Origin of the sequence: Streptosporangium sp. NPDC020072 (assembly GCF_040631445.1) — a bacterium.
In the GTDB taxonomy this organism is placed as follows: domain Bacteria; phylum Actinomycetota; class Actinomycetes; order Streptosporangiales; family Streptosporangiaceae; genus Streptosporangium.
Window position 1 is genome coordinate 116,837 of sequence record NZ_JBEYAB010000019.1, and the last position, 12,964, is coordinate 129,800.

General features: G+C 69.2%; 13 protein-coding genes, 2 tRNA genes and 1 other RNA gene. 7 read left to right on the forward strand and 9 right to left on the reverse strand.

Annotated features, from left to right (window positions below):
• Window positions 1–98: 98 nt before the first annotated feature.
• The 4 genes from ABZ470_RS36515 to upp all read right to left on the reverse strand — a co-directional run bounded on the left by ABZ470_RS36515 (window position 99) and on the right by upp (window position 3,417).
• Window positions 99–1,457 (reverse strand): helix-turn-helix transcriptional regulator, encoded by a 1,359-nt coding sequence (locus ABZ470_RS36515; protein ID WP_362917232.1) that lies wholly within the window; start codon window positions 1,455–1,457, stop codon window positions 99–101.
• Window positions 1,458–1,589: 132 nt separating this feature from the next.
• Window positions 1,590–2,123, reverse strand: coding sequence for a PH domain-containing protein (locus tag ABZ470_RS36520; RefSeq protein ID WP_352013681.1), 534 nt, complete (start codon window positions 2,121–2,123; stop codon window positions 1,590–1,592).
• A gap of 287 nt (window positions 2,124–2,410) precedes the next feature.
• Window positions 2,411–2,641 carry a hypothetical protein gene (locus tag ABZ470_RS36525; protein ID WP_352013682.1) on the reverse strand — a complete coding sequence of 77 codons (231 nt, stop codon included), beginning with the start codon at window positions 2,639–2,641 and terminating at the stop codon, window positions 2,411–2,413.
• 137 nt (window positions 2,642–2,778) lie between these two features.
• Window positions 2,779–3,417 (reverse strand): uracil phosphoribosyltransferase, encoded by a 639-nt coding sequence (upp, locus tag ABZ470_RS36530; protein WP_362917235.1) that lies wholly within the window; start codon window positions 3,415–3,417, stop codon window positions 2,779–2,781.
• A 191-nt stretch (window positions 3,418–3,608) separates the two neighbouring features.
• On the opposite strand from upp, the gene ABZ470_RS36535 reads away from it, so the two are divergent.
• The 4 genes from ABZ470_RS36535 to ABZ470_RS36550 all read left to right on the forward strand — a co-directional run bounded on the left by ABZ470_RS36535 (window position 3,609) and on the right by ABZ470_RS36550 (window position 5,207).
• Window positions 3,609–4,118: a tRNA adenosine deaminase-associated protein gene (locus tag ABZ470_RS36535; protein WP_352013684.1), complete on the forward strand. Its 510-nt coding sequence runs from the start codon at window positions 3,609–3,611 to the stop codon at window positions 4,116–4,118.
• A 16-nt stretch (window positions 4,119–4,134) separates the two neighbouring features.
• On the forward strand, window positions 4,135–4,626 hold the full coding sequence (locus ABZ470_RS36540; RefSeq protein WP_352013685.1) for a tRNA adenosine deaminase-associated protein: 492 nt from the start codon (window positions 4,135–4,137) through the stop codon (window positions 4,624–4,626).
• Window positions 4,627–4,649: 23 nt separating this feature from the next.
• Window positions 4,650–5,093 carry a tRNA adenosine(34) deaminase TadA gene (tadA, locus tag ABZ470_RS36545; protein WP_352013728.1) on the forward strand — a complete coding sequence of 148 codons (444 nt, stop codon included), beginning with the start codon at window positions 4,650–4,652 and terminating at the stop codon, window positions 5,091–5,093.
• A gap of 24 nt (window positions 5,094–5,117) precedes the next feature.
• Window positions 5,118–5,207: transfer RNA gene (locus ABZ470_RS36550), tRNA-Ser, on the forward strand.
• 73 nt (window positions 5,208–5,280) lie between these two features.
• Here ABZ470_RS36550 and ABZ470_RS36555 read toward each other — a convergent pair.
• Together ABZ470_RS36555 and ABZ470_RS36560 are read right to left on the reverse strand one after the other, a co-directional pair.
• The gene (locus tag ABZ470_RS36555; protein ID WP_352013686.1) at window positions 5,281–5,580 is read right to left on the reverse strand and encodes a type II toxin-antitoxin system VapB family antitoxin; all 300 of its coding nucleotides are present in this window, start codon (window positions 5,578–5,580) and stop codon (window positions 5,281–5,283) included.
• A 59-nt stretch (window positions 5,581–5,639) separates the two neighbouring features.
• Complete coding sequence (locus ABZ470_RS36560; RefSeq protein WP_352013687.1) at window positions 5,640–6,497, reverse strand: neutral zinc metallopeptidase; 858 nt, start codon at window positions 6,495–6,497, stop codon at window positions 5,640–5,642.
• Window positions 6,498–6,668: 171 nt separating this feature from the next.
• Here ABZ470_RS36560 and ABZ470_RS36565 point away from each other — a divergent pair, with 171 nt between their 5' ends.
• Window positions 6,669–7,610 carry a trypsin-like peptidase domain-containing protein gene (locus ABZ470_RS36565; RefSeq protein WP_362917237.1) on the forward strand — a complete coding sequence of 314 codons (942 nt, stop codon included), beginning with the start codon at window positions 6,669–6,671 and terminating at the stop codon, window positions 7,608–7,610.
• Between the two features lie 558 nt (window positions 7,611–8,168).
• On the opposite strand, the gene ABZ470_RS36570 is transcribed toward ABZ470_RS36565, so the two are convergent.
• On the reverse strand, window positions 8,169–8,591 hold the full coding sequence (locus ABZ470_RS36570; RefSeq protein ID WP_362917239.1) for a PIN domain nuclease: 423 nt from the start codon (window positions 8,589–8,591) through the stop codon (window positions 8,169–8,171).
• A gap of 232 nt (window positions 8,592–8,823) precedes the next feature.
• Window positions 8,824–8,909: transfer RNA gene (locus tag ABZ470_RS36575), tRNA-Ser, on the reverse strand.
• Window positions 8,910–9,017: 108 nt separating this feature from the next.
• Between ABZ470_RS36575 and ffs the strand changes: the two genes are divergently transcribed.
• Window positions 9,018–9,113, forward strand: an RNA gene (gene ffs, locus ABZ470_RS36580) — signal recognition particle sRNA small type.
• A 31-nt stretch (window positions 9,114–9,144) separates the two neighbouring features.
• The gene (locus ABZ470_RS36585; protein ID WP_362917241.1) at window positions 9,145–11,376 is read left to right on the forward strand and encodes a DNA polymerase III subunit gamma and tau; all 2,232 of its coding nucleotides are present in this window, start codon (window positions 9,145–9,147) and stop codon (window positions 11,374–11,376) included.
• Window positions 11,377–11,389: 13 nt separating this feature from the next.
• On the opposite strand, the gene ABZ470_RS36590 is transcribed toward ABZ470_RS36585, so the two are convergent.
• The gene (locus ABZ470_RS36590) at window positions 11,390–12,862 is read right to left on the reverse strand and encodes a GAF domain-containing protein (RefSeq protein WP_362917243.1); all 1,473 of its coding nucleotides are present in this window, start codon (window positions 12,860–12,862) and stop codon (window positions 11,390–11,392) included.
• Window positions 12,863–12,964: the final 102 nt, after the last annotated feature.

Below are 12,964 nucleotides of genomic sequence, written 5' to 3' on the forward strand. Positions count from 1 at the left end.
CCGGAGAAGCCAATCATCCTATGATTCAATGACTGGTAGACCCTAGTTATTCCGGAGGCAGAAAAACAAATCCGGAACGCCGGAGGAGGCGGATTGCTTTATCGAACCAGTGTCGAATCGACCGTCATTCCCACCATCGCGTCGCGGACTCCCGCTGCCTCAAGAGCCTTACGATACGCGCTGGTCTGCTCTTCTCCCGCGCCGACCCTGCCGTAGAGGTCGCCCAGCTCACGCCAGGCACGCGCGACCTCACGGTCGGGATTGGACCGCTCCGAACGCAGGGCGTGAAGAAGCTCCCCCGCGGTGTTCAGCCGTGACAGAACCTCACCCTCCCCCCGCGAGAGCGCGGCCTGGGCAAGGACCAGGTGCGCGGCGGCGGCGGTGGGGCTGGCCTGGCCGGACAGCGTGTCGAGGGCGGACGAGGCCAGGTTGACCGCGCCGTCCGGGTTACCGCTCCCGAGCTGGAGGCGGGCCAGGACCACGAGGCTTCCCGCGTACTCGTTGACCTTCTCGTCGAACGTGGCGAAGACCCCGCTGGCAGCGGTGGCCAACTCGTAGACCTCCTCGGAGAGGGAGGCGCTTCCGAGAGAGACCGTGAGTCTCGCCCATTCCAGTGCGATCCCGGCCAGCCTGAAGGCCATCCGGGCGGGTCGGCCGGTCGCGATGGCGTCGTCGGCCAGGCGTACCGCCAGTGCCGAGTCCTCACCCTCCGCCGCGGCGACGCTCGCCTGCCAGAGGGAGTGGATCTCGGCGGCGCGGTTGACCACCGAGGGAACGCCGTTGACCGCCAGGATGTGCCTGACATACGACAGGCCGGGAGACTGGGGCCTGGCAGCCTCGGTCTCCACCAGCGCGGCGGCCAGTTCGATCGCGATCTCGCCCTGCGTCAACGCCAGGTGGTTGACCTGGCTGAGGGCGTAGATGGCCAGATCATGCGCGCGAAGCGTGTCGCCCGCGCGCTGGTAGCAGCGGCTCAGCGCGACCGTCAGAGGAAGGTCTGCCAGCCGTTCGGGGTGCGCGGCGGCCTCGCGGCGGAGCCGCTCGAACGCCTCTACCGCTGGTCCGACTCGGTCCTGGGCCTCCAGCGAGCGAGCCCGCCCCAGCCGCGCGTGCGCGGCCAGCATGGCGTTCTCCTCGCCGGCGACCTTGACGATCTCGCCGAACCGTTCCGCGGCGACCCCGGGGTCGCCGTGCTGCAGCTCAAGCTCCGCGTGACGCAGGCCAAGCTCGGTGTCGATCCGTTGGCGCGGCTCGATCCCGTGCAGCAAGAACTCGGTAGTGCACCCCAGCCGTTCGGCGAGAAGCCGCGCGACCACGGGGGTCGGCGTGCGCTTGCCGGACTCGATGAGGGAGACATAACTGTCGGAGAGGTCAGGCCCTGCCAGCTGGGCCTGAGACATGCGCCTACTCAGCCGCAGTCCGCGGACGCGGTCACCGATGGTTCCCTGACTCGGCATCTGATCTCTCAGGGCGGGGGATGGTCAATGTTCCCGCCATGATTGCACGAAGCAGTCGAATCGGTAACCCCACGTGAAGAGAATCCACCTGCGGACTCTTCGGGCCCCTATGTCATACGGGACATAGGGGCACTAATCATCCGAATCGTTGCCGCCGGGGAAGAGCATCTGACACACCTCTAGGTAGATGGTCTCCGGATAGGGGATGAAGTTGATCCTTGAGAGGGCCTGGTCCTGACCCGCCGACTCCAGGACGAACTCGCCGTATCCCAGCATGCGACCGAGCAGTGAGCGCTGGAAACTCATGTCGGTCACCTTGCCGAGGGGCATCATGTCGACCTTGCGTGTGATCAGGCCCGTGGTGAGCAGCACACGCTTGGAGGTGACGATGAAATGCTCAACCGACCATTCCGCCACTTTCCACACAAAACGGATCAAAAGGAGGAGCCAAGCCCACCAGACGATCACCAGGGCGGTGCCTCCGGAGCTCTGTCCCCCGAACCACCTGCTGAGCAGGCCGGCCAGGATCAGGCCACCGAAGACCTCGGCGATGGGGCGCAGCAGTACGGCCGGGTGAAGCCGCACCATGATTACTTGTTGCTCGTGGGGGAGTAGGTAGCGGTTGACCGACGCGGGAGCCGAGTCCCCGTGGGTCACCAGCCTCATGACAGATGGGATACGAATTGGGCCAGAGAATTGGCCGCGTTGAACATGGTGTCCATGGCGCCCCTAACTGTGTTCGCTGCGTCACCCGGTCTTGTGAAGAGGTAGAACGCCACAAAAGCAATGGCGCTGTATGTCAGAACCTTCTTGACCTGCACTGCGGCCTCCTACGACCACTCACCCACTGCACCCGCCGTATACATTACCCATGCCATTCGCGAGGTAAAGCGTCTTCCCTGACAGGGTCACGATCTCAGCGACGGGACCCGACCAGGACGGTGTGACATTCGTCACCCACCCTCGCTCGCGGCCAGTGCGAGGACCTCCAAGTGCTTGCGGGCGATCCGCTCGACCAGCACCGGGTGGGCCTGGCCGGTCACCTCCAGCGCGCCGTAGTGCGCGGCCTGGATGCAGCGGGTCACCGTGGCCGCCGGATGGACCTCGGAGAACTCGCTCCGCAACGCGGCACTGACGTGCTCGTAAGGGTCCGGCTCCTGATCCTGGATGGTCCGCTCGCTCATGTTTCTCCCTGATGTGTGCCCGCGGCCTCCCCTGGCCGGGGACACGGAAGAGGCATCCTCGCTACTGCTCGTACCCATTCAAGCACGTTGGGTAACGAAGGGGAGGGTTAACGCCTCCCCCCACACCGGGGAGATCCTCAGACCACGCCGTAGAGACGGTCCCCCGCGTCCCCGAGGCCGGGGACGATGTAGCCGTGCTCGTTCAGCCGTTCGTCGAGCGCGGCGGTCACCAGGCGGATCGGCCTGTCGCTGCCGGCGAACGCCTCGTCCATGTAGGCGATGCCCTCGGGGGCGGCCAGCAGGCACAGCGCGGTCACGTCGTCGGCGCCGCGGTCGAACAGGAACCGGATCGCCGCGGCCAGGGTGCCACCCGTGGCCAGCATCGGGTCGACCACGTACACCTGACGCCCGGACAGGTCGTCGGGCAGCCGCGTCGCGTAGGTCTCGGCCTTGAGCGTCTCCTCGTTGCGGATCATCCCCAGGAAGCCGACCTCGGCCGTCGGCAGCAGCCGGGTCATACCGTCCAGCATGCCCAGGCCCGCACGCAGGATCGGCACCACCAGCGGGTACGGCTGCGCCAGCCGTACGCCCTTGGCCTTGGCGACCGGGGTCTCGACGGTGACACCGGTGACGCGGACGTGCCGGGTCGCCTCGTAGGCCAGCAGCGTCACCAACTCGTCGGCCAGGCGCCGGAAGGTGGGCGAGTCCGTACGCGCGTCCCTGAGAGCGGTCAGCTTGTGCGCGACCAGCGGGTGCTCGACGACGAGGGTCTCCATGGACGTCAACGCTATCCGGACGGCCGTGCGGGGGACAGCGGCGGGACCCACGTCCCGGACGACGGGCGCTCGCCTGGACGACATCGCCCGCTCACCCGGATTTGGATCACAATTTGGCCCCGGAGGCGTACGGCGACGCGGTGCTTCTGAAAGCATTGACGTCCGTAGCGAGCGCACCGGTGGGGATGAGCATGTCAGACGAAGACCCTCTGGACTTTGCCATCGTCGTCTATCGCGAGGACGACGGCTGGGAGGCGGAGCTGCTTCCCGTGGCGCTCACCTCCGACCTCCAGGGTCTCGTCCACGCCCTACGCCAGCAGCCGAGCATCAACGGGACGATTGGCCTGGTCGCCGTTGGGGATGAGTTCTTCGTGGCGTTACGAGTGTTCGGTGAGCATGTGGAGGTCTTCCTCTCCGACATCGCCGCGTCCTGGGACTTCCCCCTGGCGCGGCAGGCGCTGGAATACCTCGACGTGCCGGTGCCCGACGAGGACGAACTGGACGCGATCCTCCAGGATGAGGAGACGGCCCTGCCCGCCGGAGATCTGTCGATCTTCGCCGACCTGGGGCTCGACGAGATGGAGCTCGGCATCCTCTCCGGGGACATCGACCTCCTTCCCGAGGACGTGCTGTCCAGCATCGCCGCCCGTCTGGGATTCTCCGAGCCCTTCGAACGCGCGATCGACTCTGTGTTCGGCTGACCCCGGGAGACCGGCCATGTCCTCCAGGCAATCCACTGGCAGTGTGTTCTCCGCGGCGTTCGTCCGCACCGAGGACGGATGGAACGGCGCCGAGATCGACCTCGGCGCCGCGGAGATAGCCGACGACCTGGGCGACGCCGTACAGGAGCATCTGGGGCTCAACGGTGACGAGCTGGCCCTGCTGTGCGTCGAGGTCGAGGACGAGTGGTTCGCCATCGTCCGCTACGAGGGAGACCGGGAACCGCGCACCTTCCTGTCCGACGCCCAGGCGGGGTTGACCGACGGGCTCGGCGAGCTCTTCACCGAGCTGGCCGGCGTCGCCCCGGACAAGGAGACCCCCGACCTCGGCGTACGGCCCGCGGGCGACTTCGAGCTGCTGAGCGACCTGGGCATGAGCCCGGAGGAGCTCGTCGAGCTGAGCATGGAGGAGGGCGCGCTCCCCGCGGACACGCTCTCGGTGATCGCCGAGCGGCTGGCCTTCGCGGACGAGCTCGACCGGCTCCGGTGAACCCCGAGGCGTACGCCGCCGGGATGCGGCTGGCCCTTGAGCAGGCCGCCGAGGCGGGCGCCAGGGGGGAGGTGCCGATCGGCGCGGTCGTCCTCGACCCCGAGGGGGCCGTGCTGGCCGGGGCGGGCAACGACCGTGAGTCGCTGGCGGACCCGACCGCGCACGCAGAGGTCCTGGCCCTGCGGCGGGCCGCCCTCTCGCGTGGTGAGTGGCGGCTGACCGGCTGCACGCTGGTCGTGACCCTTGAACCGTGCACGATGTGCGCCGGAGCCGCCGTGCTGGCCCGGGTCGACCGGGTCGTCTACGGCGCCGTCGATCCCAAGGGGGGCGCCGCGGGCTCGCTGTGGGACGTGCTGAGGGACCGCCGCCTCAACCACAGGCCCGAGGTCGTCATGGGGGTGCTGGCCGACGAGTGCGCCACGGTCCTCACCGACTTCTTCACCTCTCGCCGGATGCGCGAGCAATAGCGGATATCCGGTAAGCTGCTCGGCGGTGGAGTCGCCTAGTGGCCGAGGGCGCACGCCTCGAAAGCGTGTGATGGGGCAACCTATCCGTGGGTTCAAATCCCACCTCCACCGCCACAGCAACGAAAGGGCCCCCGGTTCGCCGGGGGCCCTTCGTCGTGCCAGGGGTTCCTCAGTCCTCGGGGCGCTCTCAGTCCTCGGGGAGTTCGAGGACGCGGGCGTGCAGAATCGAGCGCTGGTGCAGCGCCGAGCGCAGGGCACGGTGCAGGCCGTCCTCCAGATAGAGGTCGCCACGCCACTGGACCACGTGCGGGAACAGGTCGCCGTAGAAGGTGGAGTCCTTGGCGAGCAGCGAGTGCAGGTCGAGCACCGTCTTCGTGGTGATCAACGTGTCGAGGCGGACCTGCCGCGGCGGTATCTGCGCCCACTCGCGATGCGAGAGACCGTGCTCGGGGTAGGGCCGTCCATCACCGACCAGCTTGAAGATCACAGTACGTAGTTTATGAGAGATTCGGATTCTTTGCCTGCTTGCCCAGGTCGGCGACGGCCTCAGAGGCTCCCTGAGAACGTGTCGCACCGGTTGGGATCCCCGCTCTCGTAACCGGTGGTGAACCACCTGACACGCTGCGCCGACGTGCCATGGGTGAAGGCGTCCGGGTTCACCCGGCCCTGGGTGCGCTCCTGGATGCTGTCGTCCCCCACGGCCGAGGCGGCGCTCAGCGCCTGCTGGATGTCCTGCTGGGTGAAGGGCTTGTCGAACAGGCCGGTCTCGTAGGCGTTCTTCGCCCACACGCCCGAATAGCAGTCGGCCTGCAGCTCAAGCCTGACCGAGCCGCTCCGCGGTCCCTGCCGGTCTCCCTGGGCCATGGAGCTGGTGCCCAGGAGGTTCTGCACGTGGTGGCCGTACTCGTGCCCGATCACATACGCCTGGGCGAACGGACCGCCCTCCGCGCCGAAACGGGTGCGGAGCTCGTCGAAGAAGCTCAGGTCGAGATAGACCTTCTGGTCGGCAGGGCAGTAGAACGGGCCAACCGAGGCGTCGGCCGCGCCGCAGGCGGTGTTCACCTGGCCGGAGAACATCACGGTCTTGGCGGGCCGGTAACCCTGCACGACGGTCGGCCAGTAGTCCTGGATGCTGTTGACCACGCCGACCACCCGGCACTCCTCGTTCTGGTCGGCGTCCTGCCCTGTCCTGCACTTGGCCGCCAGGTCGGTTCCCGGCCCCACGGGGGCGGGCTCGTTCCCGCCGACGATGTCCCCGGGGTTGAGCCCGAACAGCAGGGCCACGATGAGCGCGAGGATTCCGGCGGCGCCCCCGCCGACCGCGAGTCCTCCTCCGGGAATCCTCCTGCGGCCACCGCTTTCCACCTGTGAGCTGTCCAGCCGGGCGTCGTCTCTGAAATCCATCGCAGACGTCCCTTCGATCCGCTTGGACCCCCACTGCCCTCCCCGGGGCCGACCATGCCCACCGGTTCGCCGGGTACGGCGCAGCGCCTCATCGGCGTCGACTTGCACGAAATATATCCCCCACCTGCAGCTTTTCACCGCCAACAAGGGAAATATCGTCACATGCGGCAGATGCGGATGGTAGTCATCAATGCGCTCTTTGTGATGGCCGTACTCCTCGGCAACGATCTGGGCGCCGACCCGGAGACACCGGACAAGGCGGACCTCGAAACCGGGTCCTCCGTGGCCGTCCCCGTGGCGAGAGGCCCGCTGACACTTGAGGCCGACTACCGAAGGGGCATCGCCAGGGTGCTGCCGTCCGTCGTGCAGATCACCTCGCGGTCGGGAGAGGAGATCAGCGAGGGCTCGGGCATCGTCTACGACGACCTCGGGCACATCGTGACCAACGCCCACGTGGTCGGTGACGCCGAACGCTTCGAGGTCATGCTCGCCACCGGTGGCGCCCCCCGTACGGCCCGGCTCGTCGGGGTCTACAAGGCCGGGGACCTGGCCGTCATCAGGGTGGACGACCCGTCGGGCCTCGTCCCCACCGGCTTCGGCGACTCCGACCGGCTCGCCATCGGCCAGATCGTGCTGGCCATGGGCAACCCGTTCGGCCTGTCGGGCAGCGTGACCGACGGCATCGTCTCCGGGCTGAACCGGACCGTCCAGTTCGCGGCCGAGGGGCACGAGACCGTCGCTCCGACGGCCGGCGGCCTCATCCAGACCTCCGCCGCGATCAACCCGGGCAACAGCGGAGGCGCCCTGGTCGACCTCGCCGGACAGGTCGTCGGCGTGCTGGTCGCCGACCTGGTGAACGCGGACACGGGCAGTGTGCTCCCCGGTATCGGCTTCGCCATCCCGGCCAACACGGTCACCCGCGTCGTCCACCGGCTCGTCGAGAAGGGCGAGGTGACCGAAACCGGCCGGGCGGACCTGGGAGTCGCGGCGCAGACCGTGGTCGACAGACACGGCAGACCGAGCGGTGTCGGCGTCGTGCGGACGGCCCAGGGGACGCGGACGACGCTCAGGCCGGGCAACGTGATCGTCGCACTCGACGACACCCGGTTCTGACCGCGCAGGACCTCGCCAGAGCCCTCGCCGCCCACAAGCCAGGTGACTCGGCCAAGGTGGAACTCCTCCACCCCGACGGCTCGACCACCACCACGACCGTACGGCTCGGCACCACCGGAGGCGACTGACCGGTCCTTTCGATGGAGCCGAGGCTTGGGGGCGGGACCAGGCGATCGCGATGCCCGGCAGGAGCGAACAGGCGGATCTCCAAACAGCGGCACAGGTGCTCACGTGCGTCACCGCCCTGGTGGACGCCGCGTCACCGGCCCGCACAAGCACGGTGGCGTCCGCCGGGTAGGGGCCGCCCTCTCCGCGCGTGACCCTCTGCGCCACCGTGAGACAGCTCTCCGGCTGACGCGTGATCCCGGTCACCGCATACGCCGCGTTCGGGCGGAGGCGTTCCGAACCACCTCCGCCGATCACCACTACGGCATCCGCAAGACGGTCTCGCTTCCTCCGGCCAGAGGTCGGTAGGCGTGACGTCGATTCGGGGCGATGCTTTGATCCCTTCCCTGTGGGGGTTGGGCGACGGGGACTCAGCCTGCATGCCTGCGAGGGTTACTTGCCCGGCTCTGGGCCGTACCACTGGAGTGCTTGACCGGTGACCCGGGCGATGCACTCGAAGTCTCGGTCTCGGTGGAGGAGCGTAAGCCCTCGAAGTTCCGCTGTGGCGGCGATGACGAGGTCGACAGGGCCTGCGCTGCGATGTCGCCCTCGCCGGGTGAGGGCTTCCTGAACTTTCCAGGCGCGGTCGTAGGCGCGGTCATCGATGGGGGTCCAGCCGAACAGAAGCCGTAGATCTTCGACGCCTTGCTCGCGATCCGTAATGGATCGGGCACTGGAGAGGAACTCAAATTCGGTGATGGGGCAGACTGCGATGAGTCCTGCGACGGCAGCTTGATCCCAGCCGTACCGGTCCGCGTCGGGGCGCAGGAAACGGGCAAGGGCAGTGGTGGCGATCAGAAACTGAGCCGCATCCATCGACGGTAATTGCTCTTCTCTTCGAAGAGTTCCAGGTCGAAGCCTCCTTCTGAGGCGTCGGAACGGAGCCGAGCGAGCGCTCGGCGCCGGTGCTCCAGCACCTCACGGGTGGCCCCGCACCATCGCCGGCAAGCGCGCATGCTTCGAAGTGGGCGTGTCGACCGAGGCCGGACAGCACGAAGGGCCCGGGTGGATAGTCCGGGCCCTTCGTGTCTTGCTGCTCAACCAAGCGCGGAGGATAGGAGATTCGAACTCCTGAGGGGTTGCCCCCAACACGCTTTCCAAGCGTGCGCCCTAGGCCAACTAGGCGAATCCTCCGTGGAGTAGCTTACCGAACTTTCAGGACTGCGTTGACCACATATTCGAGGCATCTTCGTTGGCGGCCGTTCACTACTCCGAGCACTCGCGACAGAGGCTAGACTGTGCCAGGACCCCTCGCGCGGCGTCATCCTGTGAACCTCCCCAGGGCCGGAAGGCAGCAAGGATAAGCAGGCTCTGGCGGGTGTGCGAGGGGTCTCTTCGTTTCAGACTCCCTCGCAGGTGGGATCGTCGCATGAGTCTTGCGCTGTACCGCAAGTACCGGCCCGGGACCTTCGCCGAGGTCAAAGGGCAGGAGCACGTCACCGAGCCGTTGCGGCAGGCGCTGCGGAGCGGCCGGATCAACCACGCCTATCTGTTCAGCGGGCCCAGGGGATGCGGCAAGACGTCAAGCGCCCGCATCCTGGCCCGTTCGCTGAACTGCGAGAAGGGGCCGACCCCCGACCCCTGCGGCGAGTGCGAGTCGTGTGTGGCCCTGGCGCCGACCGGGCCCGGTCACCTGGACGTCATCGAGATCGACGCCGCCTCGCACGGTGGTGTCGACGACGCCCGCGACCTGCGGGAACGGGCCTTCTTCGCCCCCGTCTCGGCGCGCTTCAAGATCTACATCATCGACGAGGCGCACATGGTGACCCGCGAGGGGTTCAACGCGCTGCTCAAGCTCGTCGAGGAGCCCCCGCCGCACCTGAAGTTCGTCTTCGCGACCACCGAGCCGGAGAAGGTCATCGGGACGATCAAGTCCCGCACCCACCACTATCCCTTCCGGCTGATTCCGCCCGCCGCGCTGCGCACGCTCATGGAGGAGATCCTCACCTCGGAGAACGTGCCGTTCGAACCCGCCGCGCTGCCGCTGGTGGTCAGGGCGGGCGCCGGGTCGGCCCGTGACTCGCTGTCGATCCTGGACCAGCTCTTCGCCGGGTCGGACGAGGCCGGCATCACCTACGCCCGCGCGGTCTCCCTGCTCGGTTACACCGACGGCGACCTGCTCGACGACATGGTCTCCGCTTTCGCCACCCGCGACGGGGCGAAGGTCTTCCAGGCCGTGAACCGGGTGGTCGAGGGCGGTCACGACCCCCGCAGGTTCGCGATGGACCTGCTTGAGCGCTTCCGCGACCTGGTGATCCTGGCGAACGTGCCCGAGGCCGCGACCAGCGGGCTGCTCGACCGTCCCGGTGACGAGCTGGAACGGCTCCAGCAGCAGGCGGCCTCGATGGGCCCGGCCGAGCTGACACGTGCGGCGGAGATCTTCAACGAGGGCCTGACCGAGATGCGCGGCGCGGCCTCGCCCCGGCTGCTGCTTGAGCTGATGTGCGCCAGGACCCTGCTGCCCGGGGTGGCCAGGGACGAGGCGGCGCTGCTGACCCGGCTTGAGCGGCTTGAGCGGGGCGGGGTCACGGTGGTCCAGGCGGCGGCTCCTGGAGTGGCCCCTGCAGTGGCTCCAACGGTGGCCCCGGCAGTGGTCCCGGCGGTGGCCCAGGCGCCTCCCGCTCCGGCTCCCATGGCCGCCCAGGCTCCGGCCCCCACGCAGACCCCCACGCAGACCCCCACGCAGACCCCCGCGCAGCCCGCCGCGGCCGCCGTACCGGTTCGGGCCAAGGACGACGACTGGCCGGCTCCCACGCGGCCGGGAGGGCAGGCGCCCGCCCCCGCCGCGGACCAGCCCCAGGCCCAGGCTCCTGCTGTCCCGGGAGTGTCGGGGGGCGACGCGGGAGCGGTACAGCAGGCATGGCCGCAGGTGCTCGCGGCCCTCAAACGGCGCAGCATCGTCGTCTGGGCGAACGTCAACACCAACGCCCAGGTCGTCGGGGTCGAGGGCAAGGTCGTCACGCTGGGTTTCGCCCAGGTGGGCGCGATGCGCAACTTCACCGGCGGCGGCAAGGACGTGGTGGTCGCGGGGGCGCTGCAGGACGTGCTCGGCGGCACCTGGAAGGTGGAGGCCGTCGTCGGCGGTTCGCCCATGCCGTCCGGCGCCCGGCAGCAGACGCCGCCTCCTCCTCCGCCACGCGCCGAGCCCGTCCAGAGCCCCGTCCAGAGCCCCGCGCAGAGTCCCTCGCAGGGGCCCGTCACGAGGCCGACCGCGGAGCCCCAGGGGGAGGCGCCGCCCCAGGCGGTTTCGCCTCCCCGTGAGGCCCAGCGAGCCCCTCAGACCCCGCAGACGCAGCCTCGCCAGAGCCCGCAGGCCACCGACGAGTCCTGGCCCGACGCACCGCTCCCCGAGGACCCGGGTTCGCCTCCGCCGCCGAGTCCCGGTCTGGCCGCCGCGCGTTCCGCCGCCAGGACGGCCGCCCATACGGTCGCCCAGACGGGGCCGAGGGGGGCGGGGACCAAGTCGGCGTGGCCGGAGGCCGTGCCCGGCAGGTCGTCCGGCTCCGACGACGCCGGTTCGTCCGACGACGCGCTGACCGGCATGGCCCTCCTCCAGCGTGAGCTGGGCGGCCAGATCATCGAGGAGATCGGCCACGCCTGACGGTCCTGCGGGATCAGGGCGAGTCCAGGGCCGACAGGCGGATCGCGGCGGTCACGGCGCGGTGGTCGCTCCGGGGAAGCACGGCGACGAGTCGTTCCAGGACGTGGGCGTCGCCCCTGGCTCCCTCGGTCTCCGCGTAGGCCCACAGGTCGTCGGGGGACCCCCGGGTCAGGAGGCGGGCGCGGACCCGGCCTTCGAGCTCCTCGCGTTCGTCGCGCACCGCGGGGGCGTCGGAGCGGGGCAGCAGCGGCCCGCCGTACGCGCCGGCGATCGCGGTGGTGTCCTCACCGGCGAGCAGGCGTCGCAGGGTGAGGAAGTCGGCCCGCACCACACAGGTCAGCCGGTACGGCCGGGCCGCGACCACGGGGCCGAGCTGCAGGCGCAGGCGGTGGATCTCGGCGCGGGCGGTCACCGGGTTTCCCGCGTCGCCGTACAGGTGGAGGGAGAGCTGTTCGGCCGTGACGCCCTTGGGGTTGAGGGCCAGCACCGTGAGGATCTCGGCGTGACGGGGGGACAGCGGCACGTGGGCGCCGTCGAGATCGGCCGCGGGATGCCGCGTCCCGAGGAAGGACAGGGTCAGCACGGGCGTGTCGGCCGTGCCGAGGACACGCAGCAGGAAGCCGTCGCGGACGGGGGTCAGCAGCGCGGTCTCGCCGTCGGGCAGCACGACCCGGTCGCCGGAGGCGGGCAGCCGTACGCGGTCACCCCATCGCAGGGAGCGGTCGGAGGCGACGACACGGCCCGTGGCGGTGACCAGGGCGCCGGGTTCGCCGCGCAGCGCCAGCAGGTGCTCGTCGTTGCGGGCGCGGAACAGGTCGTCGCGCTCGCGCATGCGCAGCGCCAGGTGGCTCTCCGCCAGTCTGGCCGTGGTCTCGACGAGGGCGACGGTCGCCGGATGCAGGGCGTTCATGGTGCCGCTGATGTCGACGCAGCCGATCACCTCGCCGCTGTCCGGGTCGTTGATCGGCGCCGCCGAGCACGACCAGGGGTGCAGTGCCCTGACCAGGTGCTCGGCGGAGAAGACGTGGACGGGGCCCCGGGTGGCGAGCGCGGTGCCCATGCCGTTCGTCCCGATCACCTCCTCGCCCCAGTGGAAGCCGTCGGCGAGCCCGACTTCGTCGGCCATGCCCATCACCCGGTGGTCTCCGTCGCGCCAGAGCACCCGGCCCTTCTCGTCGGTGACCATCAGGATGTGCGCGCTCGCCGAGGCGGCATCCAGGAGGGTTCCGGCGACGAGCGGCAGCAGGGCGCCGACGGGATGGTGGGAACGGACGTCCTCGACGTCCTCCCGTTCGAAGGCGGGCGGGGCCGCGCTCGCCTCGGGATCGACGCCCGCGTCCATGGATCTGCGCCACGAGGCGGAGATCAGGCCGCGTAACGCCCCGTCAGGAGGTTGGGCACCGTTCAGCACGGACTCGTGCAGACGGCGCAGTCGTAACGAGTGGACGTTCAAATCCGGGACGGCTTCCCGGCGGCTGCCGGACATATGGCTCCCCAGGAATCAGACCGATTGCCGAAGCATCGGTTGTCGGGACGGGTGCACGCAACCGGTTCGGCGAAAAGGGAGTGCGAAGGGTGATTGAACGAT